The following is a 24054-nucleotide window of genomic DNA, read 5'->3' on the forward strand; positions in this document are numbered from 1 at the left end:
AACAAAATACTTGATAGAATACAAGTATAAAACAGCGGCTGTAAAAAACGATGGGAGAAAAAGATATGGGAAAAAAGAAACAAAAAGTCCTCTATGATGCAGACGGGGCAAGAAGAGTTATGAGAAAAACAGATTATATGGCTGATATGGGAGGTCAGTTAGCATTAGGCGTGATGGCCAATCTGGTTGGCCAGCTTACTTACTTTTATACAGATAAAGTCGGCATGGCGGTAGGCGGAGTCGGAATTGCGATGATGATCGCTAAGATTATAGATGCACTGACGGACGTTCTGGTGGGAAATATGATTGACCACTCCAAAGGTGGGAATAAGAAATATTACTCCTGGATGCTGAAAATGGCGATTCCTGCAGCAGTCATCATCATTATGATGTTTACGGTCCCGATTCAGGCAGGACAGACAGCGGCATTGATTTATGTACTGGTTACCAATCTTCTTTTAACAGCAGTTATTTATACTATGATTGCCACACCGTTTTCAGCGGTTATGATTGTGCGTACCCACAGCCAGAGTGAGCGAAGCAATATGGGGCTGTTCCGTGCAGTCGGAAACTACGGTGCCGGAACAATCATTGCTATTATCACAATTCCGGTAACCAATATGCTGGGTGGTACACAGAGTGCATGGATCAAATATGGTGTTGCGCTTGCACTTGGCGTTTTATTACTTTTCCTGATCTGCTACAACAATGGAAGAAAAGCAAAATTTGCTTCGGATTATGAAAGCGAATCGGAAAACGCATCAGAAACAGCACCGGCAGAAACAGAAGAAGAGGAAGCAGTTCCATTTAAAGATGCTATAAAAATGTTATTGCAGAATAAATACTGGGTGATCGTCCTTCTGTTCAATTTGATTACCAATATTACCGCTGCAGTGGCAGCAGCCTCGGGTACATACTATGCAAAATGGATTTTTGGCAACGATAATCTTGTTGCAGTCATAGGAGCGGCAGGTATGCTGGCAACGGTAATCGGATTTGTGGTTTCCAAGCCGATCATTTCGAAGCTGGGTGTTACAAAAACAATTCAGCTTGGGTTAATGGGAGCTGCCATTCCATCCCTGATCCGCTGCTTTATTCCGGAAAACTTTATGGTTTATGCAGCAACCAGCCTTGTGGCGAGCTTTATCCAGATTCCACTGATGTGTCTGTACGGCGTATTAACAGCAATGACGGTAGATTATAACGAATGGAAATATGGAAAGAAATTAGTTGCAATGTCGGGCGGAGCCATAGGATTTGGAAGTAAAGTGGGAAGCGGCCTTGGATCTGTTATCTTATCCGCATTTCTTGCCATTGGCGGATATCAGGCATCTCTGGAAAGTGCAACTGCTTCCATGCGATATTCGATTTATGGATTTTCCAACTATCTTCCGCTGGTTGCAAACCTGGCTATGTTCCTGATTTTTACCAGATTTGATCTGGAAGAAAAATTACCAAAGATGCGGGAAGAAGTACTTGCGAGAAAAGAGAAAAAATAAACGGAGAAACTACAAGGTCGGTACAGGAAAGACTGTACCGACTTTGCAGTTGTCATTCAATTTACAGAAACTGCCAGTGGCAGGCTCTGTAGGTTAAAAATAAGGAGAATTGAAAATGAGCGATACATTATGCAATGAAAAAAAGAAACCTTATACATTTTCAGAAGATGGAAATTCCTGCATTATAACAGAAACCAGAACACCAAGATACTGGTATAATTATCTGTGGAATGAAAATCATTACTGTGCGCAGATTTCCCAGACAGGACATGGGCGCAGCTATTACCTCAGTGAAAAAGCAGATATGTGTATGATGAATCAGGACGATGCAAGATATATCTATCTAAGAGACGAGAAAAGCAAAGAATGCTGGAATATCGGCGAAGGTCCATTAAATACGGAAGTAGAAAATTATCAGTGCGTACACAGCATTGGATCTTCCAGAATCCAGTCTTCTTATCAGAATATTGCAAGTTCCTGGCGGCTGTTTGTACCGGAAGACGGATACCAGGAAGTGTGGACTTTGAAAATAAAAAATACAGGGGAAAGACAGCGCCATCTCAGCATATTTTCAGCAGTCAGCTTTTATCTGGAGGGCTTTTCTTATCCGCGATATTATGAAATGTATCGTTGTATGGAAACAGATTATGATGAAAAGTTAAAGGGTGTATATTGCAGATCCGCACATCCTTTCGCACCGCACAAAAGATACAACGCATTTCTGGCAGCATCAGAGCCGGCATACGCATATGATGGAAATCTGGAAGCATTTTGCGGGACAACCAGTACCATAACAAGGCTGGATGCATCAGCAAGCGCGCTCTTCCAGAGACCGGACATTGTCGTAAAGGGAAAAGACTGTACAAATTCCAAAGCGGCCCTTTTTATTCTGGGCGGTGTGCTGCAGCATAAAATTGTGCTACAGCCAGGAGAAGAAAAAGAATTACAGTTTGTATTTGGAATCAGTGAATCACTTGAAGAGGCAAGGGCGGTATCGGAAAAGTTTTCCAATTCTGCAGTTGTGGAAAAGGAACTTGAAAAAGCAGAAACGCATTATCTGGAAAAATATCGTTCGCTGACCGTGGAAACGCCGGATGAAAAAATCAATCACATGATGAATAACTGGGTGAAAAAACAGGTGGATTTTTGCATTGTCGGGAAAAAAGGAGTCCGCGATAATCTTCAGATTGCAGTTGGCCTGTTAAACTATCGGCAGGAAACAGCAAAAAAAGAGATTCTGGAATGTCTTCGCCATCAGTTTCGGGATGGTCATGGAGTTCTTACGTGGTATCCTTATGATGATACCCGGTATTCCGATCAGCCGTTCTGGATCATATGGGCTGTCTGCCAGCTGATAAAAGAAACGGGAGACTTTTCTATCCTGGATCTGGAGATTGAATGGCAGGATGGAGGGAAGGCGGCTGTTCTGGATCATGTGAAAGCGGCTGTGAATCGATTGCTGCAGGATAAAGGAAAGCATGGACTGGTACGGATTTATTTTGCGGACTGGAATGATGCACTCAATGTTACAACGGATGAATATGCGGAATCCGTAATGCTTTCCCATCAGTTCTGCCTGGCATTGAAGGAATTAGAAGCATTACTGAAGAAAAAAGGCGATCAGGTATATGCCGGAAAAATAGCAGAGGAATATCGTATCTTACGAAACAGCATTAATGCATATGCATGGGATGGAGCGTGGTACATGCGGGCGTTAAGTGATGTGGAGAATATTGGTTCCAAAAACAGCGAAGGAAGCAAAATTTATCTGAACGCGCAGACATGGGCTGTTTTAGGAGATGTTGCAGATGCAGAGAAATTACCTACGATATTAAAAGCAGTGGATTCCATGGAGCATGATTTTGGATTTCCGTTAAATCTTCCGCCGTATCAGAAGTATTCGCCCAATGTAGGGAGAATGTCCGGCATGCTGCCAGGATTGTTTGAAAATGGTGGTGTATACTGTCATGCTACAGGGTTTAAAATTCTGATGGACTGCAAGGTGGGGAGAGGAAGCAAAGCATTCGAAACACTGAAAAAAATTATGCCGGACAGTGATAAAAATCCATCCATGCAATCCGGAGCAGAACCATATGTTTTTACAAACTGTTATTCTACTAATCCCGGATATTATGGAAGATCCTACCAGTCCTGGACAACGGGAACTTCTGCGTGGTGCATGATGGGATTGTACGAAGGAATTCTCGGAATCAAACGGGATTACGATGGACTGCGGATCGATCCGTGTCTGCCGAAAGAATGGGAAAAGGCAGAAGTGACCAGACATTTTCGAGGTGCTGATTATCATGTAATCATCGAAAATCCAGATCATCTGGAAAAAGGAGTGCTTGAAATTAAGACAGACGGAGCAGTTTGCGATATGTCCGACAAAGCAGATGGGTTTGTGCTGCCTGATTTCAAGGATGGAAAAATGCATGAAGTCCATGTTATATTGCGTAAATAGACAAAAGAGGCTTGTTTATGAAGACATCAGCAGAAAGAAAGGAAAAGAGATGAAAAAAAGTATTTTTCAGGAACTTGTGGAAGAATCAATTGTTCTTTTGAAAAATGAAGAGCAGATCTTGCCATTAAAAGAAAAAAAGGTGGCTTTTTTGGGACGGGCACAGATAGAAACCATTTTTTCGGGAAACGGTTCGGGAGCATCCAAATCCCTTGCAAACAAGAATCTCTTATGTGAATGTGAAAAAAGAGGAATCTGTGCAGAAGCAGGGTTAAAACAATTTTATACCAGCCATCAAAAAAACGAATCGGAAAAGTTTGTGATTGACGGTATTGATATCACAAATGTAGAAAATATGAACTGTGGTTTTATGTATGAGATCTTTGGAAAATATCAGCCGATGTGGACAGAGTATCACATTCCGGAGCAGCTGATGCAGAAAGCCAGGGAGTTTACCGATACCGCTGTTTTTGTGCTGGGAAGGAATGCTGGTGGGGAAGAATGTGACAGGCACATCAAAGGTGATTATGAACTTACCGAATCCGAAAAAGAACTGCTGGAACAGGTGTGCTGTGTTTTTCCACATGTGATCGTTGTACTGAATATTAATGGAATGATCGATATGCAGTGGGTGAACGCCTATTCCGCAATTAAGGCCGTGGTGTTTCTGGGAATTCCGGGCGAAGAAGGCTGCGGAGCATTAGCTGATATTCTGACGGGGGCTGTGAATCCATCTGGCAAATTAAGTTTTTCCATGGCAGAGTCTTTCAAAGACTACCCGACAGCAGAAAATTTCACCTGGAATAAAGAACAGGAAGATGAAATTTTAACTTACGAAAATTATGGACTGGATGCAAAGGCAAATGGAAGTACAGGATATACGAAAAGCCCGGTAACGGTGTATCAGGAAGACATTTATCTGGGGTATCGCTATTTTGATACTTTTCGGAAACAGGTATTGTACCCCTTTGGATATGGAATGTCTTACACATCGTTTACGATTCTTCCGAAAGAGATGAAACAGGAAAAAGAAGAGGTGGAATTTATTACGGAGGTAACAAATTCCGGAAATTATGCAGGAAAAGAAACGATACAGCTTTATTTGTCCTGTTCTGGTACAGAGTCGGAAAAACCGGAAAAAGAATTAAAAGGCTTTGCAAAAACGAGACTTCTTGCTCCGGGGGAGAAACAGAATATTTCGATTCGAATATCCATGCAGGATCTGGCAGGATATGTTGAGACATCTGCATCATATATCCTGGAAAAGGGAAAATATCAGTTTTTTATCGGAAATTCATCCCGTGAGACAATTTTTGCAGGAAAAATCCAGATAAGAGAAGATTACGTAATTAAAAAATGTGTGAATCGTCTTTGCGTACAAAACTGCAATGTAGAGCATTTGCAGGTACTATCTGCAAGAGAAGGACGAAAAAAGGTCCGAATGCATGAAAAGAAAAAAGAAGAGACCGATGGTTTAAAAGAGCAGGAAAGATATGATCTTTTACGGGATGAAATGGAACAAGTAAAAAATTTCAGTATCGAACAGCTGGCTGCATTGTGTGTGGGGTATGGACCTGGAATTCCATTTGCAGCGTTCAGCAAACAGGAACAGCCGGAAACCATATTGGATGGTCAGGGAAATCCACTGACCAAAAACGATCATCCAGTCGGAGCAAAAGGATATGTCTCCCCGGCTATGCCAGAAAAAGGTATTCATTCCATTTTTTATAAAGATGGACCGGCAGGTGTGGGAACGGGGGCCTGGCCAACGGCTATGCTGATTTCCTGCGCATTCAATAAAGAACTGTGGGAAGCGTTTGGAAATGCGGTTGGCGCAGAGTGCGAAAAGAAAGCGGTTGACGTATGGCTGGCACCAGCAGTCAATCTGCACCGGAATCCGCTTTGCGGGCGAAATTTTGAATATTTTTCGGAGGATCCTTATCTGACCGGAATCTGTGCGGTCCAGATTACAAAGGGCGTTCAGGAAAATCATCCTGTCCGCGTCTGCCCCAAACATTTTGCCGTGAATGAACAGGAAACGTATCGAAGAGGAAGTGCGAAGAAGCGGTACGATGCGGTAGATTCCATCCTTACGGAACGTGCATTGCGGGAACTTTATCTGAAACCTTTTGAAATGTTGGTTCGAGATGCCGGAGTATCTTTTATTATGACATCGTTTAATAAAATTAATGGGGTTCTTGCAGCTGGAAATCGAGATTTGTGTACGCATATTTTACGGGAAGAATGGAACTTTGATGGTGTTGTCGTTACTGACTGGGGCGATATGGATATTGTCGCAGATGGCGGCGATGCTGTGGCAGCGGGAAATGATATCGTGATGCCGGGTGGCCCGCCGGTGATCCGGCAGATTTTGCAGGCCTATCAGGAGAGACGGATTACCAGAAAAGATCTGGAAAGGAGTGTTGCAAGATTGTTACATGTTCTGAAGTTATTTGAGAAAGGGGAGCGTATTTAAATGAAATCATATAGGGATCATACACTGGGTGCCAAAGAAAGAGCCTCTCTTCTGCTCAAAGAAATGAGCCTTGACGAAAAGATGGCACAGATTAACTGTGTTTTTCCTTTTGATCAGGATGCCTATAACTTTGAAAAAATTCAGCAGGAGACAAAATACGGAATGGGAGAAGTAAGCACGCTGGAAATGCGCAGGATGGAGACACTTGATGAAGTGGCTGCATGGCAGAGAAAAGTGCAGAAGATTGTGATGGAAAACAGTGCCCATCAAATACCGGCAATCTTTCATATGGAAGGATTGTGCGGGGCCTTCATTCAGGACTCCACCAGTTTTCCGTCTGGGATTGGCAGGGGAGCAAGCTTTGATCCCAAGCTGGAAGAACAGATTGCAGAAATTGTGAGCAGACAGGAAACGGCCTGTGGTATTACCCATATACTGGCACCGGTTCTGGATGTGGCAAGAGATCCGCGTATGGGCCGTTTTGGAGAAAGTTATGGAGAAGATGCTTCCCTTGTAAGTGCGATGGGGGCAGCGTATACGAAAGGAATACAAAAGAATACAGTTGCTTCAAGAAAAGCAGAAAGTGTGGCAAAACATTTTGTGGCTTTTCATAATTCGCAGGGTGGAATTCATGGAACACACAGCGAAACGCCGACGCGACTTTTAGAAGAAGTGTTTGCAAAACCTTTCCAGGCAGCAATCACAGAGTCAGATCTGAAAGGTATTATGCCTTGTTATTGCTCTGTGAATGGAGAAGATGTATCTGCTTCTCATAACATGCTTACGAAACTGCTTCGGGAAAAAATGGGATTTGACGGCATGTGCATCAGCGATTACGGTGCAGTGGGAAATGCGCATAGTGTACATCATATTGGAGAAACATTTGAAGAAGCCGGTGCGATGTGTCTTCATGCGGGAATGGATATCGAGATGCCGTCCTGTACTGGCTATAATGAGAAATTAAAAGAGATGTTTTCAAGTGGAAAACTGGATATCCATATTTTGGATACAGCGGTTTTGCGGGTTCTGGAGGGAAAATTCAGAATGGGCTTATTTGAAAATCCCTATGCGCTGGAAGGAAAAGAGCTTCATGCTCTTGTAATGCAGGAAGCAGACAGGAACACTTCCCTGCGGTCGGCCAGAGAATCCATGGTACTGCTGAAAAATGACGGCGTATTGCCGATTGCGGCAAAAGGGAAAAAAATCGCGGTGATCGGACCGCATGCCGGGTATGCCAGAAAAATGTTTGGTGGATACACACATATGTGCATGATGGAGTCTACCTATGCGATTGCCAATTCTATTGCAGGTGTAAGCGGAGTTGTACAGGCAGATGCAGATGAGATTATTACGGTTCCGGGAACCAATATTCAATCTGATGAGACAGAGCAGTTTGATCAGATCCTGAAAAGACAGAAACCGCAATGCAGAAATCTGTATGAAGAATTCCAAATCCGCTTTCCGGAAAGTGAGATTTTATATGCATATGGCTATCCGATTGCAGGAAACGACGAAAGTCATTTTGAAGAAGCGCTGCAGGCAGCAAAGCAGGTAGACATTGTGATACTGACGCTTGGCGGTAAGCACGGAACGTGTTCCATGGCATCAATGGGAGAAGGAATTGACAGTACTGATATTAACCTTCCAAAATGTCAGGATGCATTTATTCGCAAGGCTGCGCAGCTTGGAAAACCATTGGTTGGCGTTCACTTTGATGGAAGACCGATTTCCAGTGATGCTGCAGAGGAATATTTAGATGCTATTCTGGAAGCATGGAGTCCATCGGAAACAGGAGCAGAAGCAGTAGTTGATATTTTAACCGGAATATATAATCCGGGAGGAAAACTTCCGGTTACCGTTGCTTATGGAGTGGGACAGCTTCCGGTTTATTACAATCATCCATATGGTTCCTCCTGGGATCAGAGCGGCAGTATCGGTTTTGCCAATTATGTGAATATGCCGCACAGACCGAGATATTATTTTGGATACGGACTGTCGTATACAACATTTACATATTCGGATTTACATATCTCGATGGGAAATGAAAAGGCAGCAGATACGGTTCAGATCTCCTGCGCTGTTGAGAACACGGGAAGCTGTGAAGGAGATGAGGTCGTCCAGCTTTATTTACGAGATGAATATGCCAGCCTGACAAGACCAGTAAAAGAACTGGCAGGTTTTAAGCGCATTCACCTGCGAAAGGGCGAAAAGAAAACGGTATGCTTTGAGGTGAAAACGGATCAAATGGCTTTTCTGGACATTGATATGCACTGGAAAGTGGAAAAAGGACGATATGCAGTAGAGGTCGGAAGTTCTTCAGAAGATATTCGTTTAAGAGGAAGCTACTGTGTGAAAGAAAATAAATGGGTTGCGGGAAGAAACAGAGCGTTTTGGGCAAGTGCCGCAGCGAAATAAAAAGAACAGAACCGGATGCCATTTTATACAAAGCGGCATTCGGTTCTATTCTTGCGGTATTCCCGTGGGGAGCAGTTCATTTTTTCACGGAAACATTTTCCGAAATAGGACTGCTGGCTGAAGCCGGTCTGCAGGGCGATCTGTCCGATGGGAAGTGTGGTTTCTGTTATCTCCGTGATTTGTTTTCTATGTTTTGGCAATATCTTAATAATTTCTGCAGATATTTTCATATTATTTTTTCGATATAATAAGTATATTTGTTGTAAAAAGGATTGTAAAGGTAGTCCAAATGGACAATAATAGTTTATCACATACAACGTGGAATTGTAAGTACCATATGAACCAGAGCAGGAAAACCTGCCGTCGCTGATCACACTTGAAAAAATATGTGCAGCTTTGGGCGTGACATTATCGCAGTTTTTTCAGGAAGATAATTCAGAGAATCTGACAGAAAAACAGAAAGAAGTTCTAGGGATATGGAACGATCTGAGTACAAATAAGCAGGAAACAGTAATGTCAATGTTGCGTGGACTTCGGAAGTAGGAGAACAGTTCGAGTATATGTATCGGCTGTTCTTTTTTTGTTTTTGAACGTTAAAATGTTAATTTTTTTCTTGTGTATAGTAGAACACTAAAGTATAATAAAATCAGTTTTTTGCATAAGATTAAAGCTATAATAAGGAAATTGGCAAACCAGATGAAAGTCTGGGACGCAAAGCTACAGGGCCTTTAAAATGGCAGCCAGTTGCATAAAATGAGGTGCACTGTCTGTCTGACGGTGCTTTTTTACGGTGTTATTTCATAGACGTAACAATAATGATTTTATCAGGAAAGAATGAGGAAAATAAAAGTATGAAAAAGGCAAAACGTTGTCTGATAGCAGTGGTGTCAGGTGTACTTGTAGCATCTGCTGTCTTGTCTGGATGTGGACAGTCAAAGAAAGAAGTATCTATAAATGATGATCATCTTACCGTTTATCTGTGGGAAAATCGTTTGATGAAAAATATTGCACCCTATATCCATGAACAGTTTCCAGATCAGGATATTGAATTTATTATAGGTAACAATGATACCGATTTATACAGTTATTTTAAAGAACATGATGAATTACCGGATATTATAACAGTACGTCGATTTTCTGGAACAGATGCACAGGACTTACAGCCTTATCTTATGGATTTTGCTTCTTATGATGTTGTTTCCAAGTATTATTCTTATGCGGTGCAATATTATAAGAATGCGGAGGATGAAATCCAGTGGCTGCCAATCTGTGGTATTCCGCAGACGATCATTGCCAACAAAACACTGTTTGATCAGTATGGCGTAAAGATTCCAGAAAATTATGAGGAATATGTACAGGCATGTCAGCAGTTTTATGATAATGGCATAAAACCGTATTCCATGGATCTTGGTGAAGACTGGTCTAATAATGAAATCATCCAGGCTGCAGCAATCGGTGAGTTTACAAGCCTGGATGGTATTGAATGGCGAAACGGTGCAGAGACTGCAGCGGATGAAGTAAAGTTTGATGATGTATTATGGAAACGTATTTTTTCAGAAACCAGTCAGTTTCTTAAGGACTCGCATTTTGGTAAAGAAGATATCAATATTGATATCAATACAGGAACCCAGATGTTTGTCGAAGGAAAATCAGCAATGTTTCATGGACATCCGACGGTTATGCAGCAGCTGCAGAAACAGATGGATGCGGAGCTGATCCGTATTCCTTACTTTTCACAGACATCGGATGAATCCTATGTGTACATGACTCCGTCCTTAAACATTGCATTTAACAAAAACCTGGAAAAAGACCGGGAGAAACTGGATACTGCGCTGGATGTGCTGGATTGTATGATTTCAGAAGAGGGGCAAAAGCTGATTGCGGATGGAAGCGGTGTTATTTCATTGAATACAGATGTTCCAACCATGATGCAGGATGTGCCTGGACTGGAAGAGGAAATTAATAATAATGCTGTTTATATCCGATATTCCGCCCAAAAATCATTTGATGCAAGTCTTGAGGCTGTTCACGGATTACTGTCAGGGGAAATGGATGAAATACAGGCTTATGATACTTTTCGCAGTGTAATGAATCGTAAAGATCCAGAAGAAAAAGCAACGGTGAATTTTGAAAATGAATATTCCATTTCACTGAACGATAGAAATGGCCGTGATGCAGCATCTTCCATTTTAACTACGATCAGAGAAGAAAATGATGCACAGCTGGCTCTGGCACCATATTATTATTTCACTTCTTCTATGTACAAAGGAGAATGCACCAGCAGCCGGGTTGGCATGATGACAGCGAAGAGTTCAGATACACCATTATATGTTGCAAAAATCAATGGTAAACAGGTTTATGAACTCGTGGAAAATTATCTTGCTGATGCTGATGAGAATTTTTACGTAACCAATAAATACGAATTACCAATTGCATCCGGTATGAAAATGATCGTCAATCAAGAGGAAAGTGGATTTTCGTTAAAGGACTTAACAGTTAATGATAAGAAAATAGACAAAGAAAAGGAATACTCGATTCTTCTTACAGACACCACAATGTCTGTTTTGAAAAAAATAAATCTGAAATGTGAGATTGAGCAGCTTAAAGATACAACATTATCAAGTGCATGGACCGAAGCAATGTCAAATGGACAGCAGCCGTCAGCACCGGAAGACTATATAGAGGTTGAACAGTAAAAGTGGAGATAGAACAAAAGGTAAACAAAAGAAAAAAAATAACAAGGCTGTTGCTTATACTACTTATGATTCTTTTAAGCTTAGTTTGTATCAAGTATCTTATAAGTAAGTCTAATAAGTATATCAGCGAAAATGGAAAAAGCAGTATGGGAGCTGTTGTTGAACAGATACAGCAGACCTATGATCTTCAGGTGAGTGGATACTACAGCCAGCTGCAGTTGGTTGAGGAATTCTTACTTCATGAGAGGGAACTGTCTCTTGAAACGGATACGAACAAAAATTTCTTTGAAGCATGGGAAAAAGAATCGGAAAGTACTCTTATATTCCTTCAGGAAAATGGTCAGGCAATATCAGCAGGTGGAACAAAAATGCGGATTGATATGCCAAGTAAACTTCTGCTGGACTTAAAGAACGGATACAATATTGGAAAACTGGTGCGTTTTGATTATGATCAGAAGAAAAAAGACGGTTATCTGGTTGCGATTCCATGTCAGGAATACACGATCAATGGAGAAACTTATACGGCAATTGGAACTGTGTATGATCATTCGAAACTGGATTCCATGTTAAAATTGAAAGGTTATCATGGAAAAGCATATTTGTTCATGCTGGATCATGACGGAAATATTACGTATACGAACCAGAGTGGAGATAAATACCTGCGTAATTATTCTTTGTTAAAACATTTAAAAGGGGAACAGGCTATTACAGAAGAAGAGGCTGATTTGTTCAAAAAGAAGTTTGATAACAGAGAATTCGGAGTTGCACTTTTGGGAAAACAGAACCCCTATTATCTGGGGTATTGCCCGATAGAAAGCAACAACACCATTTTGGTGTGCATTGTGGCCAAGGGAGTTGTGGACAATGTGCTGATGGATTACCAGAAAACGGTGTTGTTTACAACAATACTCATGGCAGGTTTTATACTTTTACTTTTTGCCGGATTATTCTACAGTATTTCCAGACTTAGTCTTGCAGATCAAAAAGCAGAATATGAAAAAAGAAATAATGAACTTCATTTACAAACAATGAAGGAAATGGAAGTAGTCAATCAAAAACTGAAAAAGGCAAAGAACGTTGCAACAGAGGCTTTACAGACAGCTGAAAATGCAAATAAGGCGAAAACGGATTTCCTGTCTAATATGTCACATGATATTCGTACTCCTATGAATGCAATCATTGGTATCACATCTTTGATCAGACATGATGCAGGTAATAAAGTAAAAGTTATAGAGTATGCAGATAAAATAGATATTTCATCGCAGCATCTGTTGGGAATTATCAATGACGTTCTGGATATGAGCAAGATTGAGGCGGGAAAAACAGTCTTCAAATATTCTGACTTTTCTATTCTGGATCTTGTACAGGAACTTAACACTATATTTCATACTCAAATATATGACAAGCAGCAGACCCTTACAATCATAAAAGAAAATATTCAGCATGAGTGGGTGAATGGGGATCAGGTTCACCTGATGCAGATTTTCAGCAACCTGCTTTCCAATGCAGTGAAGTATACCCAGGAAGGTGGGAAAATTCAGTTCTTTGTAGAAGAATGTGAGACAAAGTCATCTGTCTATGCAAAGTACCGTTTCTTAGTTAGCGATAATGGTATGGGAATGTCGGCAGATTTCAAGGATACAATTTTTGATGCGTTTACCCGTGCGGAAAGTTCCCTTACAAATAAAATACAGGGAACAGGACTTGGAATGGCGATTACTAAGAATCTGGTTGAGGCAATGGGAGGTACCATTGATGTGGAGAGTGAATTGGGACAGGGAAGCTGTTTTGAGGTTCTCTTGGATCTGAAAATTGCAGAGGATAGAACGGTTGCTCTGGCGGCACAAGAAGAAACAGATGAGCAGGATGGTAATATCCTTCAAGGAATGAGATTCCTGTGTGCAGAGGATAATGAGCTGAACGCAGAGATCCTGACGGAACTGTTAAAGATTGAAGGTGCGGAATGTACCATCTGTGAAAATGGCGAAGAGATTTTGAAAGCATTTGAGCAGTCTGCTCCAGGTGATTATGACATGATCCTGATGGATGTGCAGATGCCTGTTATGAATGGTTATGAGGCAACGAAGGCAATCCGCAAAAGTTCCCATAAACTGGCAAAAACGATTCCGATTATTGCCATGACTGCCAATGCATTCTCAGAAGACATTCAGCATTCCCTTGCGGCTGGCATGAATGCACATGTTTCAAAACCGGTTGAGATGAAGGTGCTGGAAAAGACGATAAGAAGTATAAAATCAGGCGGGGGGGGTACCGAACCACAGGTCACTGTACAGTGACGAATGGAAAGTAACCGGACATAGAAGAATCAAAAAGGATAGTTAGGGATGGACAGAAAATGAAAGGAAAAAGAATGATTGCAGGCATTCTGCTTGCGGGAATTTTAGCAGTCACCCTGGCAGGGTGTAAAAACACAGATAACACGAAAGAAAAAACCGAAAAGCCTGTTATTACCCTCGGCAGCGACAGCTATCCACCATACAATTATCTGAATGAGGATGGTGTACCGACGGGAATCGATGTAGAACTGGCTGCGGAAGCTTTCAAAAGAATGGGATATCAGGTGGAGGTTGTCCAGATCAACTGGGAGAAGAAAAAAGAACTGGTGGAGAGCGGAGAGATTGACTGTATCATGGGCTGCTTTTCCATGGAAGGACGCCTTGACGATTACCGCTGGGCGGGACCATATATAGCAAGCCGTCAGGTGGTTGCTGTAAATGAGAATAGTGATATCTATAAACTGAGTGATCTGGAGGGTAAGAACTTGGCTGTTCAGTCCACAACCAAACCGGAAGGCATCTTTCTGAACCGGACGGATCAGAGAATCCCCAAGCTGGGCAATCTGATCAGTCTGGGACACAGGGAGCTGATCTATACATTTCTTGGGAAAGGATATGTAGATGCAGTCGCCGCACATGAGGAATCTATTGTCCAGTATATGAAGGATTATGATACAAGCTTCCGCATCCTTGAAGAACCTTTGATGGTTGTGGGGATAGGAGTTGCTTTTGCAAAAGAGGATGACAGGGGAATCTGTGAGCAGATGGATCAGACACTGGAAGAAATGCGCCAGGATGGCACATCCCTGAAAATTATTGAAAAATATCTGGATGATCCCCAGAAGTATCTGGAGGTGGATGATCTTGGATATTAAGAGAAAGAAAAAAGAAAAACGAATCCAGCTATTCGGTGGTCTGATTGGAATCTGTGTGGCTGTAGTTTCTCTGTTTTATTTCTTTCATGCGGAGAAAGCGGAAGCAGAGAAAAGAATGGTAGAGATTGTAAATTATGTCAAAGTGCAGTGTTCCACCTACACCCATTATAATGAATCTTCGGAATCCAAAAGTCTTCTCCGTGCGATTGAAAGTGCCAGACAGATGAGTACGAATATCGATATGGAAATAGAAAACGGCGGTCAGCTAAGCCGGGATTTCCTGAAGGAAAACCTGCAGACTCTATGGGTGGATGGTATCATTGTACTGGATGCAGAAGGAAAGACGGACTGTGAATACAGCACGGATGAGTCTCTGGCTAATGAGATTACGGAGTATCTGCAAAAAGAAATTATCATGGATTTTGCCGGATATGAAGAAAGAAGCTATTCGGAACGGTTTACCAGGGAAGATGGATCCTTTATTGACATTGCAGCCTGCGCCAGAAAAGATGCACCGGGTATCGTTGCAATCTATTATTACACATCTCCTGAATTTGCCAGAAACTATACGCTGACGATACAGGGGCTTTTAAATGGTTATAGTATCCAGAAAGATGGAACGATTATCGTTGCAGACGACGGAATCGTTGTTGCCAGCAATAATGAGAGCCTGTTGGGACAGAATACAGCCGACAACGAAGTTGTTCAGGCAATGAAAAAGCATACAGACAGTCAGCATATCTATCATTTTAGGAAGGAAGGAATTGGATGTTATGGAATCATGCTGAAACAGCGTGATTATTATATCTACGCATATCTTCCGGATACGGAAGTGTTTCGTAATCTTCCATTAAGTGTTATAGGTGTTATTTTTCTTTATTTTCTGATGTTCGGCATATTCTGGTTCTGGACATACAGAACCAATCTGGCGCACCGGAAACAAGAATTTGAAAAAGATGAAAAATATAAAGCAGAACTTCTGACAGCAGCAAAAAAGGCAGAAGCCGCCAATGAGGCAAAAACAGAGTTCCTTCATCGTATGAGCCACGATATCAGGACTCCGATTAATGGAATCTACGGTTTGATCAATATGGCAGACCATTATGCAGATGATATGGAGAAGCAGAAGGAATACAGAACAAAGGTTAAAGCGGCATCCAATCTGTTGCTGGAACTGGTAAATGATGTTCTGGACATGAGTAAGCTGGAGTCGGGTGAAGTTGTTCTGGAAGAGAGTCCATTTAATCTGAGCAAAATCTCTGAGGAAGTGCTTGTTGTAATTGAACAGATTGCTGCAGAACAGAATATCCGGATTGTATGGGAGAAAAAAGAAATCATACACCGTGATCTTATTGGAAGTCCGGGGTATGTAAAACGTGTGATGATGAATATCCTGTCCAATGCAGTGAAATATAACAGAGAAAATGGACATATTTATCTTAGCTGCATGGAAATCCCATCCGAACAGCCAGGAATGACGACAATGGAATTTATCTGCCGGGATACAGGAATCGGAATGACTGAGGAGTTCCAGAAACATATTTTTGAACCATTTGCACAGGAACATACAGGAAGCCGCACAAAGTTTGTCGGAACCGGACTGGGAATGGCCATTGCAAGGAAGCTGGTCGAGAAAATGGGTGGAACCATTACTTTTGAAAGTGAAAAAGGCGTAGGGACGACATTTGTGATCCGGGTTCCATTTAAAATAGATCCGGATGCGGATAAACGTGAAGAACAGAAGGAGGTATCCGAAAAATCTATAAAGGGATTGCATATTCTTCTGGCGGAAGATAATGAGCTGAATATGGAAATCGCTGAATTTATGCTTCAGAATGAGGGCGCGGACGTGATTAAAGCGTGGAATGGGCAGGAAGCGGTTGAGCTGTTCAGAAAAAGTGAACCTGGTGAATTTGATGTCATTCTTATGGACATTATGATGCCTGTAATGAATGGTTATGAAGCCACAAAGATGATCAGGTCTCTGGACAGAGAGGATGCAAAGGAGGTACCGATCATTGCAATGACAGCAAATGCGTTCACGGAGGACAGAATAAAAGCAAAAGCAGCAGGGATGGATGAACATGTTGCTAAGCCAGTTGATGTGGAATTACTGATAAAAGTAATTCATAAATTGGTGAAATAAAAGATATTATAAGAAAGTTATAAAATTGTAGAAAAGCGTCAAAAGAGTTATGAAGAACGTATCCTGAGAGACATTCAGAATGGAATTACACTGGAAACACTTATGGCAAACATAAGAAAACTCCAGAAGAAAAAGCAGCTGTTGCGATACAAAAGAAGCAGCAGAGGCGAGCAAGACGGAAAAAAGAAACAAGTGATAATCTGGCTAAAGAAGAAATCTTGCAAGATGACAGATTTTTCTTTATTGCCGGTTACACCTCCGGAGGTGCACCGTATGGTGTCACCTGGGAGGAAATGGGTCTGAAACCTTGGGAAGATTTGGAAGAGAATAAGTGAGATGTTCAGTGAAATCTTATTTATCTCTTGTGACTGAAACAGGTTCCCGTTTTGCCGGAAGTAAGTCAGAACTGATTTCAGGAGCATCGAGCAGTGCAGTGAAATTCTGCTGAATGTTAGGGAGCAGTTACTGCAAACAGTAACTGCCCCCTAACTAGGATATTTATGTAATTATTTCTGGTCCAGTACGGACTGAATCTGCTTCATCAGCTGATCGTAGTTTGACTGATCGTCAATGCCACCCATGAAAGGTTCCCCAACGATATTTCCGTCTTTATCTACAAGAACGGTTGTAGGAAATGCCATGATGTTTCCTTTTCCAGCATAGTTTCCAACTGTTGAATTAGAATCGAAAGTCAGGTTCTTGTAGGAAGCGCCCTGAGCTTTCAGGATTTCTTTTGCCTCTTTGATTCCGGCTTCATTGTTGTCTAAAGTATCCATGTTGATACCAACAACTTCGCCACCCATTTCTTTGAGTTTCTCATTTAATTCATTCAGCTTAGAGAGCTCTCCGACACATGGCTTGCATCCACTGAACCAGAAATTTACAACTGTAACTTTATTTTTAGCGAAAAGACTGTCATCTACATCGTTTCCATCCAGATCTTTTCCTTTGAAACCTTTGAATACAGCTGTGGATTCGTTTGATTTGGAGGAAGAGCTGTCAGAGGAATCGGATGCAGCAATCTCTTTCTCAAGCTTGGCAATTTCTTCTTCAATTCCGCGGATTGTCTCGATGTCTTTGCACAGAGTTTCATATTCTTCTTTAGAGAAAGAGTCTTTGTTAGATTCCACTGTGCTTGCGAGGGTATCAGCATAGTTTCCGCTCTTGTCATCACCGGCAGCGTTCTTGTTCATAAGACCAAAGGCTTTGTCCCATGCATCTTTGTGATCAGCAAAAAGCTGGTTTTCCTGCTGGTAAAGGTCATCCCGTTTTTTGTTCAGCTCGTCTGCGCTGCCCGTTTCTGTTGTGGAAGAAGATTCCTGTTTTGTGTTTGTATTGTCTGTTGAGGAGGAATTTCCGCAGCCTGTAAACGCAAAAAGTACAGAAATGGCAAGGGATGCAGCAATTACCTTTTTTAATTTCATTGAGTTTGTTCTAAGTGTTTTGTTTTTCATGATTTTAAATCTCCTTTAAATTACGTTTTATTAGTTTTTATTTTCAGCCTGTTTCTTAGTTGAAAATCCGTAATGATAGCAGATTGCATCAGTCGGGCAGGCTTTCATACATTCTCCGCATCGGATACACTCCGGATGGTTTGGTGTGTCTACTACATTGACATCCATCTTACAGACACGACTACATTTCTGGCAGCCAACACATTTCTCATGATCAACCTGAATCTTAAGAAAAGATACCTTGTTAAACAGTGAGTAAATAGCACCCAGCGGGCAGATCCATTTACAAAATGGACGGTAAAACAAGATGCTCAGGATGATGAAAAGCGCAAGGACTGTGAACTTAAATGTAAATAAATGTCCGAGTGCGGCACGGATTCCTGAGTTGGCAAGTGACAGTGGAATTGCGCCTTCAAGTACGCCTTGTGGGCAAATGTATTTGCAGAAGAAAGGATCTCCCATACCAAGTGAATTGGTTACAAATGCCGGAAGTAGTATAACAAAGACGACCAGAATCACATATTTCAGATACCGCAGAGGCTTCAGTTTTGCGGTGGAAAGTTTCTTGCCCGGAATCTTATGCAGCAGATCCTGGAACCATCCAAACGGACAGAGAAATCCACAGATAAACCGCCCTAACAGAACACCTAACAGGATGAAAAATCCGGTGATGTAGTAGGTAAATTTGAATTTTGAAGAACCGACCACGGCTTGAAAAGCTCCAATCGGACAGGCACCTGTGGCGGCAGGACAAGAGTAACAGTTTAGTCCCGGGACGCACATCGTTTTTACATTTCCCTGATAAATTTTCCCTTTAAACAGATTCGGGATGTGAATGTTGGTCAGCAGTGTAGCAGCTGCCTGAATCCATCCGCGGAAGCGGGCCAGAAAGTTTTTGTTTGATTTCATTTTCTTATCCAATTCCTACACACTCCATACATAATTTTATTGCCTTGCTAAGAACAACCGCTGCTTCTCCGCGGAAGATCCCGACAAGGAAAAACACCAGACCGGCTGCAAGTAAAAGAATCTGTGTTGCTTTTTCAGATTTCATTAAAATACTCCTTTCAATGTTCAAAGTCCGTTTATTGACCTTTCGATGTTTGCATTGTACAATAGAGGGTGTAAAATTCCTGTTAAGAAAATGGAGAAAAATAAATTGAGAGTATTAGTTGTTGAAGATGAGAAGAAATTATGTGTAGGCCGATTGCTTATGTTCAAGGAATGCCTGAAGTACAATATCGTTCCGTTCATGATCGAAGAGGATCTGAAGATGTTTTATTATCGTGGTCTGAAAGAATGGAACAATGAAAAAGGTTATCTGATGGATACCTGTCTGACAGCGCAGGATCGGTATAAGGAATATTTAGACTATTTTAGGATTTCGTATTCATAACTCATTTTGAGAAGAGGAATGTTGAAAAGATGGAAGGACAACAGATCAAAGATGAAGTATTAAGATAAGCGGGAATTCATGACGTGGAGTTTCAAGTGATTAAAAAATTTATGAAAATGAATAAGTGGAAAGTTGCATGTCCATTGACATGGCTTTCCACTTATTTTTATGAATTCCTATGCGCCAGACGAGCAGACAACAGAAATTGGCATCTTACCCGCGAATTTCTGCATTTCACATCATGCAGACTGGACGAATGCTGTAAAATCATATATAAAAGAAATAGGAATAACTGAGGGTGAGATGGATGACATGTGAGGTGGAACAGATTGATCCAAAGCAGGAAGAACATGTTATGGTATATTGCCACAACAGGGAAGCATCCTGGGTGCAGAATGTTCGGGAAGCTGTATTTGGACAAACATCGGTATGTGGATATAAAAATCACGTTTTGTATCAATTGAAATTGTCTGATATTTTTTATGTGGAACAGCAAAGAAATCAAAGGAGAGGGCAGGCGTAATGGAAACAGATATGATTAAAATCACTCATTTAAAGAAAAGCTTTGGTGATGTAAAAGCAGTCAATGATCTGAGTTTTCAGGTGAAAAAAGGAGAGCTCTTTGCATTCCTTGGTGTAAACGGGGCAGGGAAGAGCACAACGATTTCGATCATCTGCGGGCAGCTTCGCAAAGACAGCGGAACGGTTCAGATCCAGGGCACAGATCTGGATAAGATCGGAAGGAAAGTTGGAACAATGCTTGGCGTGGTATTTCAGGACAGTGTGCTGGACAAGCCACTTACCGTCAGGGAAAATCTGAAAAACAGAGCAGCGCTTTATGGAATAACAGGAAAAGCGTTTGAAAAAAGATTGCGGGAACTGGTGGAGATTTTTGATTTCGGAGATTATCTGAACCGGCCGGTCGGAAAACTGTCCGGCGGACAGAGAAGAAGAATTGATATTGCAAGAGCCTTGCTGCATCGGCCCGAACTTCTGATTTTAGATGAACCAACGACAGGACTTGACCCACAGACGCGGCTTTTGATCTGGGATATCATTGAAAAACTTCGAGTGGAAGAAAAGCTGACAGTTTTTCTGACTACGCACTACATGGAAGAAGCTGCAAATGCCGGTTATGTGGTGATTCTGGATAAAGGAAGCATCGTGGCAGAAGGAACTCCTTTTGAGCTGAAAAATGAGTATGTGCAGGACACTATGTCTGTTTATGGTGTGACAGAAGAAGAAATCAAAACACTGGGCAGAGAGTATAAAAAGATCCGGGATGGCTATCAGTTAAAAGTAAAAAATACCGCAGAGGCTACCCGGATGATCGTGGAACATCAGGAAATATTCCGTGATTATGAAGTGGTAAAGGGCAGAATGGATGATGTATTTCTTGCTGTAACCGGAAAAACATTGGGAGGTGAGCACAGATGAAGGCAGTATTTGCACTTATAAGTCGAAACAGAAAATTGTTTTTTAAAGACAGAGGAATGTTTTTTTCGGCTTTAATTACTCCGGGAATTCTGATTTTGCTGTATGCTACATTTCTGGCAAACGTATACAGAGATTCCTTTGTGTCCGCGATCCCGGACATGATTACAATCTCAGACAAACTGATCGATGGAACGGTGGCCGCACAGCTTGCCGCGGCTCTTCTGGCAGTCAGCTGTGTGACTGTGACATTCTGCGTGAATCTTACGATGGTACAGGACCGGGCAAACGGAACAAGGAAAGATTTTAATGTATCGCCAATCAGCAAAGCACAGCTTTATCTTGGGTATTTTTTATCTACTGTAGTCAATTCCCTGCTGGTGAATGGGCTTGCGCTTGTATTATGCCTTGGCTATATGTACAAAATGGGCTGGTATATGAGCGCTGTAGATGTATTCTGGGTTCTTCTCGATGAAATTTTACTGGTACTCTTTGGAAGCACGTTGTCAAGCATCGTCAGTTTTCCACTGACAACCCAGGGTCAGTTATCCGCAGTGGGAACGATCGTAAGTGCCGGGTATGGATTTTTATGCGGAGCTTACATGCCGATTTCAAATTTCGGCAGCGGCCTGCAGAAAGTACTGTCGTATCTGCCAAGTACCTACGGAACTTCTCTGTTGAAAAATCATATGCTCCGTGGAATCTTCGAAGAGATGGAGAACAATCAGCTGCCAGAAGAAATGATTACTGCGATTCGTGATACACTGGATTGTAACCCGAAGTTCCAGGGGTCTGTAGTAAGTGTAAATCAGATGGTGATGCTTATGGTTGGATGTGTTGTGGTATTTGGAATTATTTTTTTGTGCATGACAGCTCTTCCGGAGAAAGATGGGAAGTAAATATATCCTTCGACTATAGAATGAATAAAAAATGAGAAAAGAGACAGTTATGAATATTACAGAAAGAGAGATCGATGACCCGGAAAAAGGGGGCGTTATACTCGAATATGTAAATTTTACGAAAGAATTTGCAGAAATAAAAGAGTATGTAAGAAGCAAAGGGGAATCTATCCGGGGATACACAGAAAAGAAATAATGTGTTTCCATAAGAACAGAAGATATTTTATATTTCGAGGCAGTGCAAAACAAGGTGTTTGCTTATACGTCAAATAAGTTTTATGAAATTAAAAGCAGACTGTATCAGCTGGAAGAGAAAATAACAAGAAAATGTATGTAGCGTGCATCAAAGACAACGATTGTAAATGCGGATCGTATTGTTTCGGTTCGTACCGCATTAAATGGGCGTTTGTATGTGCGGATGGAGGCTTTGAGCAGATTGGAAATGGCCTTGCAAAAACAGGAGCAGATCCTCTGCAAAGCGCTGCATACGGATCTTGGAAAGAGCAAGACGGAGATGATGTGTGAGATTGGACTGGTGCAGGGGGAAATCCGCTGGATGAAGCAGCACTTAGGGCGCTTTGCAGACAAAAACATGTCAGAACACCGCTGGCGCAGTTCGCTGCGAAAAGTTATCAAAGCCCTTCTCCTTATGGCAATGTGCTGATTATGAGCCCGTGGAATTACCCTGTTCTGCTGACGTTAGAACCGCTGGTAGATGCCATTGCGGCAGGAAATACTGCGGTGGTAAAGCCAAGTGCTTATGCACCGGCCAGTGCAAATGTCCTGAAAGATCTGTTAGAAGAATGTTTTCCACCAGAATATGTTGCCGTTGTTTTAGGCGGACGGGAGGAAAATCAGGCACTTTTACAGGAAAAATTTGATAAGATTTTTTTCACAGGAAGTGTAGCGGTCGGAAAGCAGGTCATGGAAAGTGCTGCAAGACATCTGACGCCCGTGACACTGGAACTTGGCGGAAAAAGCCCATGCATTGTAGAAAAAAGCAGTAAGATCCGGCTTGCGGCAAGACGCATTGTCTTTGGAAAGTTTATCAACTGCGGATCGAACCTATTGTGTTGGATCACGTAGAATGGGAAGATGCGGTCATGCAGGAGGAGATTTTTGGTCCCATCCTGCCAGTATTGACGTATGAAAAACTTGAGGATGCACTCTCCTGGATCAATCAACGCCCCAAACCGCTTGCCCTGTACTGCTTTACGGAAAACAAAAAGGTGAAGAAAACGGTTCTGGAGAGGTGCCGGTTTGGCGGTGGCTGCATCAACGACACACTGATTCATCTTGCTACCAGTGAGATGCCGTTTGGCGGTGTAGGAGAAAGCGGTATGGGCGGCTATCACGGTGAGGCCGGATTTGCGGAATTCACACATAAGCGCAGCATCGTGGATAAAAAGACATGGATGGATTTTCCGATCCGCTATCAGCCGTATACAGCAAAAAAGTTGAAACTGATTCGAAAATTTTTATACAGCATACCATACAAGGGATAGACATCTCCAAGAAAATCCGATATAAAAGAGGATAGGGAAAAGAAAAGAGGGAACCAATGTGAAGATAACGATCATCAATCCATCTCCGGACGAAGAGGAAGAAATCATCATCAAATGCCGTGTGCTGACGGAGGACATCAACCATCTGATCTGCAAACTGAAAAACGGGGATCGAAAAATTACGGGATACGATGCAAAAGGAATTACTCTTCTGGCACTTCCGGATATTTTCTATTTTGAGGCAACGGACAATAAGGTCTTTGCCTATGGACAAAAGAATGTTTATGAAGTTAAAGAAAAACTGTATCAGTTAGAAGAACAGCTGGTGTCTTTTCCATTTATGCGGGCCTCCAAATCCATGATTCTAAATCTGGACAAAATCCGGCATTTGTCGCCTGCTTTTGGCGGCAGATTTGAAGCGTTACTCGAAAATGAGGAAAAAGTGATTATTTCCCGGCAGTATGTGCCGGTTCTGAAAGAACGACTGGGATTGTAGGGAGG

21 protein-coding genes, 1 pseudogene and 1 riboswitch are annotated in these 24054 nt (G+C 41.9%); of the genes and pseudogenes, 18 read left to right on the top strand and 4 right to left on the bottom strand.

Annotated features, from left to right (window positions below):
* Positions 1-65 precede the first annotated feature (65 nt).
* From DXD02_RS09650 to DXD02_RS09665, 4 genes are all read left to right on the top strand, one after another.
* Positions 66-1499 carry an MFS transporter gene (locus tag DXD02_RS09650; RefSeq protein ID WP_243001893.1) on the top strand — a complete coding sequence of 478 codons (1434 nt, stop codon included), beginning with the start codon at positions 66-68 and terminating at the stop codon, positions 1497-1499.
* Positions 1500-1614: 115 nt separating this feature from the next.
* Positions 1615-3963 (top strand): GH36-type glycosyl hydrolase domain-containing protein, encoded by a 2349-nt coding sequence (locus DXD02_RS09655; RefSeq protein WP_117802450.1) that lies wholly within the window; start codon positions 1615-1617, stop codon positions 3961-3963.
* 49 nt (positions 3964-4012) lie between these two features.
* Complete coding sequence (locus tag DXD02_RS09660; RefSeq protein WP_118666802.1) at positions 4013-6436, top strand: glycoside hydrolase family 3 protein; 2424 nt, start codon at positions 4013-4015, stop codon at positions 6434-6436.
* Positions 6437-8851, top strand: a complete 2415-nt coding sequence (locus DXD02_RS09665) for a glycoside hydrolase family 3 N-terminal domain-containing protein (RefSeq protein WP_118666774.1) — start codon at positions 6437-6439, stop codon at positions 8849-8851. It abuts the gene before it with no gap.
* A gap of 23 nt (positions 8852-8874) precedes the next feature.
* On the opposite strand, the gene DXD02_RS16385 is transcribed toward DXD02_RS09665, so the two are convergent.
* Positions 8875-9081, bottom strand: a complete 207-nt coding sequence (locus tag DXD02_RS16385; protein ID WP_117510210.1) for a helix-turn-helix domain-containing protein — start codon at positions 9079-9081, stop codon at positions 8875-8877.
* A gap of 446 nt (positions 9082-9527) precedes the next feature.
* A riboswitch (cyclic di-GMP riboswitch) is annotated at positions 9528-9603 on the top strand.
* Between the two features lie 99 nt (positions 9604-9702).
* Between DXD02_RS16385 and DXD02_RS09680 the strand changes: the two genes are divergently transcribed.
* Genes DXD02_RS09680 through DXD02_RS09695 form a run of 4 tightly spaced genes read left to right on the top strand, consistent with a single transcriptional unit; the run spans position 9703 to position 16865 of the window.
* Entirely contained in the window at positions 9703-11547 is a 1845-nt protein-coding gene (locus DXD02_RS09680) for an ABC transporter substrate-binding protein (RefSeq protein ID WP_118594529.1), read from the top strand.
* A 2-nt stretch (positions 11548-11549) separates the two neighbouring features.
* The gene (locus DXD02_RS09685) at positions 11550-13844 is read left to right on the top strand and encodes an ATP-binding protein (RefSeq protein ID WP_243108243.1); all 2295 of its coding nucleotides are present in this window, start codon (positions 11550-11552) and stop codon (positions 13842-13844) included.
* 59 nt (positions 13845-13903) lie between these two features.
* Complete coding sequence (locus DXD02_RS09690; RefSeq protein ID WP_118666776.1) at positions 13904-14719, top strand: substrate-binding periplasmic protein; 816 nt, start codon at positions 13904-13906, stop codon at positions 14717-14719.
* Complete coding sequence (locus DXD02_RS09695; RefSeq protein ID WP_118666777.1) at positions 14703-16865, top strand: ATP-binding protein; 2163 nt, start codon at positions 14703-14705, stop codon at positions 16863-16865. Before DXD02_RS09690 ends, DXD02_RS09695 begins: the two co-directional genes overlap by 17 nt.
* 506 nt (positions 16866-17371) lie before the next feature.
* Here the strand turns inward: DXD02_RS09695 and DXD02_RS09705 are convergent.
* From DXD02_RS09705 to DXD02_RS09715, 3 genes are read right to left on the bottom strand one after another with little or no spacing between them, the layout of a single operon-like run.
* Positions 17372-18319, bottom strand: a complete 948-nt coding sequence (locus tag DXD02_RS09705; RefSeq protein WP_117510204.1) for a TlpA disulfide reductase family protein — start codon at positions 18317-18319, stop codon at positions 17372-17374.
* A 30-nt stretch (positions 18320-18349) separates the two neighbouring features.
* Positions 18350-19240, bottom strand: coding sequence for a 4Fe-4S binding protein (locus tag DXD02_RS09710; protein ID WP_117510203.1), 891 nt, complete (start codon positions 19238-19240; stop codon positions 18350-18352).
* On the bottom strand, positions 19233-19373 hold the full coding sequence (locus DXD02_RS09715; protein WP_020435933.1) for a CD1871A family CXXC motif-containing protein: 141 nt from the start codon (positions 19371-19373) through the stop codon (positions 19233-19235). The genes DXD02_RS09710 and DXD02_RS09715 overlap by 8 nt, the downstream gene beginning before the upstream one ends.
* 144 nt (positions 19374-19517) lie before the next feature.
* Between DXD02_RS09715 and DXD02_RS09720 the strand changes: the two are divergent.
* The 10 genes and pseudogenes from DXD02_RS09720 to DXD02_RS09745 form a co-directional block, all read left to right on the top strand.
* Positions 19518-19715: pseudogene (locus DXD02_RS09720) on the top strand (cell filamentation protein Fic); the annotation flags it as partial.
* A 319-nt stretch (positions 19716-20034) separates the two neighbouring features.
* Positions 20035-20238, top strand: coding sequence for a hypothetical protein (locus DXD02_RS15310; RefSeq protein ID WP_147326118.1), 204 nt, complete (start codon positions 20035-20037; stop codon positions 20236-20238).
* Complete coding sequence (locus tag DXD02_RS09725; RefSeq protein WP_118666778.1) at positions 20238-21152, top strand: ABC transporter ATP-binding protein; 915 nt, start codon at positions 20238-20240, stop codon at positions 21150-21152. The genes DXD02_RS15310 and DXD02_RS09725 overlap by 1 nt, the downstream gene beginning before the upstream one ends.
* Positions 21149-22048: an ABC transporter permease gene (locus DXD02_RS09730; protein ID WP_117761570.1), complete on the top strand. Its 900-nt coding sequence runs from the start codon at positions 21149-21151 to the stop codon at positions 22046-22048. The genes DXD02_RS09725 and DXD02_RS09730 overlap by 4 nt, the downstream gene beginning before the upstream one ends.
* 49 nt (positions 22049-22097) lie before the next feature.
* On the top strand, positions 22098-22244 hold the full coding sequence (locus tag DXD02_RS15440) for a hypothetical protein (protein WP_158580125.1): 147 nt from the start codon (positions 22098-22100) through the stop codon (positions 22242-22244).
* Positions 22245-22253: 9 nt separating this feature from the next.
* Positions 22254-22385 carry a LytTR family DNA-binding domain-containing protein gene (locus DXD02_RS16390; RefSeq protein WP_117802413.1) on the top strand — a complete coding sequence of 44 codons (132 nt, stop codon included), beginning with the start codon at positions 22254-22256 and terminating at the stop codon, positions 22383-22385.
* A gap of 90 nt (positions 22386-22475) precedes the next feature.
* Positions 22476-22712 (top strand): hypothetical protein, encoded by a 237-nt coding sequence (locus tag DXD02_RS16395; RefSeq protein ID WP_330416859.1) that lies wholly within the window; start codon positions 22476-22478, stop codon positions 22710-22712.
* A 2-nt stretch (positions 22713-22714) separates the two neighbouring features.
* On the top strand, positions 22715-23134 hold the full coding sequence (locus tag DXD02_RS16400; RefSeq protein WP_330416858.1) for an aldehyde dehydrogenase family protein: 420 nt from the start codon (positions 22715-22717) through the stop codon (positions 23132-23134).
* A gap of 17 nt (positions 23135-23151) precedes the next feature.
* Positions 23152-23553, top strand: a complete 402-nt coding sequence (locus DXD02_RS16405; RefSeq protein WP_330416856.1) for an aldehyde dehydrogenase family protein — start codon at positions 23152-23154, stop codon at positions 23551-23553.
* Between the two features lie 58 nt (positions 23554-23611).
* Positions 23612-24049: a LytTR family DNA-binding domain-containing protein gene (locus tag DXD02_RS09745; protein ID WP_118594520.1), complete on the top strand. Its 438-nt coding sequence runs from the start codon at positions 23612-23614 to the stop codon at positions 24047-24049.
* Positions 24050-24054 lie beyond the last annotated feature (5 nt).

The organism is Blautia sp. TF10-30, assembly GCF_003481245.1.
In the GTDB taxonomy this organism is placed as follows: Bacteria; Bacillota; Clostridia; order Lachnospirales; family Lachnospiraceae; genus Fusicatenibacter; species Fusicatenibacter saccharivorans.

What these genes read in the sequence shown, in the direction of transcription:
- DXD02_RS09695 (WP_118666777.1), top strand. Translation starts at nt 14,703, where the DNA reads ATGATCTTGGATATTAAGAGAAAGAAAAAAGAAAAACGAATCCAGCTA.
- DXD02_RS09715 (WP_020435933.1), bottom strand. Translation starts at nt 19,373, where the DNA reads ATGAAATCTGAAAAAGCAACACAGATTCTTTTACTTGCAGCCGGTCTG.
- DXD02_RS15440 (WP_158580125.1), top strand. Translation starts at nt 22,098, where the DNA reads ATGAATATTACAGAAAGAGAGATCGATGACCCGGAAAAAGGGGGCGTT.
- DXD02_RS09730 (WP_117761570.1), top strand. Translation starts at nt 21,149, where the DNA reads ATGAAGGCAGTATTTGCACTTATAAGTCGAAACAGAAAATTGTTTTTT.
- DXD02_RS09655 (WP_117802450.1), top strand. Translation starts at nt 1,615, where the DNA reads ATGAGCGATACATTATGCAATGAAAAAAAGAAACCTTATACATTTTCA.
- DXD02_RS16400 (WP_330416858.1), top strand. Translation starts at nt 22,715, where the DNA reads ATGAGCCCGTGGAATTACCCTGTTCTGCTGACGTTAGAACCGCTGGTA.
- DXD02_RS16405 (WP_330416856.1), top strand. Translation starts at nt 23,152, where the DNA reads ATGCAGGAGGAGATTTTTGGTCCCATCCTGCCAGTATTGACGTATGAA.
- DXD02_RS09680 (WP_118594529.1), top strand. Translation starts at nt 9,703, where the DNA reads ATGAAAAAGGCAAAACGTTGTCTGATAGCAGTGGTGTCAGGTGTACTT.
- DXD02_RS09665 (WP_118666774.1), top strand. Translation starts at nt 6,437, where the DNA reads ATGAAATCATATAGGGATCATACACTGGGTGCCAAAGAAAGAGCCTCT.
- DXD02_RS09690 (WP_118666776.1), top strand. Translation starts at nt 13,904, where the DNA reads ATGAAAGGAAAAAGAATGATTGCAGGCATTCTGCTTGCGGGAATTTTA.
- DXD02_RS09650 (WP_243001893.1), top strand. Translation starts at nt 66, where the DNA reads ATGGGAAAAAAGAAACAAAAAGTCCTCTATGATGCAGACGGGGCAAGA.
- DXD02_RS09705 (WP_117510204.1), bottom strand. Translation starts at nt 18,319, where the DNA reads ATGAAAAACAAAACACTTAGAACAAACTCAATGAAATTAAAAAAGGTA.
- DXD02_RS09660 (WP_118666802.1), top strand. Translation starts at nt 4,013, where the DNA reads ATGAAAAAAAGTATTTTTCAGGAACTTGTGGAAGAATCAATTGTTCTT.
- DXD02_RS09725 (WP_118666778.1), top strand. Translation starts at nt 20,238, where the DNA reads ATGGAAACAGATATGATTAAAATCACTCATTTAAAGAAAAGCTTTGGT.
- DXD02_RS16385 (WP_117510210.1), bottom strand. Translation starts at nt 9,081, where the DNA reads ATGAAAATATCTGCAGAAATTATTAAGATATTGCCAAAACATAGAAAA.